Source organism: Phyllobacterium sp. P5_D12 (genome assembly GCF_054049495.1).
Genome location: NZ_JBFUMG010000798.1, coordinates 1 through 1,560, shown reverse-complemented (window position 1 = coordinate 1,560; position 1,560 = coordinate 1). Strand labels below are relative to the sequence as shown.

Annotated in this window: 2 protein-coding genes; one reads left to right on the top strand and one right to left on the bottom strand. The window is 57.4% G+C overall.

Annotated elements, in window-relative coordinates; genetic code table 11:
- Positions 1–864, bottom strand: an 864-nt coding sequence (locus tag ACXJ5O_RS26515; protein ID WP_457302512.1) for an ABC transporter substrate-binding protein, incomplete at its 3' end; no start/stop codon positions are given.
- Positions 865–1,098: 234 nt separating this feature from the next.
- Here ACXJ5O_RS26515 and ACXJ5O_RS26510 point away from each other — a divergent pair.
- A partial coding sequence (locus tag ACXJ5O_RS26510; RefSeq protein WP_457302511.1) for a cysteine hydrolase family protein occupies positions 1,099–1,560 on the top strand: 462 nt, incomplete at its 3' end.

Here is a 1,560-nt window from a genome sequence, read left to right as displayed (position 1 = left end):
GGCCAGATCCGCATTGATCGCCTTGTACTCGATAGCTTCATTGTAAATGAACTCGGCGGTCTTGTCGTCCTCGGGCAGGTGACCGACCTTGCGTGCAACCTCGAGCATCGCGTCCTTGTTGGCGATCGCATGAGCAAGGCCTTCCATCTCGGCGGCGAGGAAATTGGTCATCGCTTCGCGGCGCTCGGCGATCTTCTTGCCGGTGGTCATGATGCAGACCTTGAGGAACTGCGGCGTGACCTCGGTGCCCTTCAAAAGCGGCTTGACGTTCAAGGCGTCTGCATCGACGGCAAATTCGCTTGAGCTGGCAGCAGCAGCAACGACCCCGCCGCCAACTGCCTTGACACGATCGGCACTGCCGCCGGCATTGGCAAACGTTACGTCTGTATTGGCGAGGCCGGATGCTTCAAGCGCGAGGCGGGTGAAAATATCGGGAAGCGAGCCGGGCGCAGAAACGCCAACCGTCTTGCCTTTGAGATCAGCCGCGCTTGCGATGTCCTTGCCGGAAAAGACCGTATAGGTCATGCCCGGCCAGTCGCAGCCAATGATCTTGACGTCAGCGCCCTGATGCAAAGCGGAGAGCGCGATAACGGGGCTCGCCTCGAAACTGTCGAGATCGCCGGCGATGAGCGCCTTCAGCGCGGTTGGACCGCCGGTGAATTGCACCATGTCGATGTTGATGCCGTGCTTGTCATCGAAGCCACCTTCTGCGGCCTGAAAGAGGAAGCCGGAATCGCCCTTGGCTTCAACAATGCCGTGGCGCCACGCTTCTTGAGCGCTGGCTATCGATGTCATTGCGGTGGATGCAAGTATTACGCCGGCGAAGGCGCAGGCAAAACGGGTTCTAAGAGACTTGTGAATCATGAGTTCCTCCTCCAAGGGCGCCCGTGCCGGGCATTCACGCAAATGCAGTTGGCTTAATTTCTCTTGTCATTCTGTTATAATGTATGTTTGCCATACAAACAAATTTGTGGGAGAAGTCAAGTCGCCAAGGCATCTTTTTGTCGGAAGGAGGGTACACGGAAGCGTGTTTTCATCCGATCGGCGACGCCATGGCATGGTTATCCGGTGATTTTCAGAGAATGGAGGATAGATTCAATGGCAGAGCGAATTTGGGACAAATTCCTTACGGAGCGCGACAAGGAAGTATTCAAACTTGCCGGATATGGTGCGCGCGCAGGATTTGGCAAGCGACCGGCATTGCTGATCGTCGACGTCAACTACGCGTTTTGCGGCGACAAGCGCGAGCCCCTGCTGGAATCGGTCAAGCGCTGGCGCCAGTCGGGTGGCGAAGCTGCCTGGGATGCTCTGCCAGTTCTGCAGAACCTGATTGGAACAGCGCGCGACCGCGAAGTCCCGGTGATCTATACAACCGGAGTGCGACGCTCCGACAATTGGGACGCGGGCAGTTGGGCCTGGAAGAACGAACGCAGCGGTGAAAAACCTGGCGGCAGCAATCGCGACGGCAACGAGATCATGCCGCAGATCGCGCCCGAACCGAGCGACATTGTCATATATAAGCAGAAGCCCAGCGCTTTCCACGGTACCAACCTCATCAGC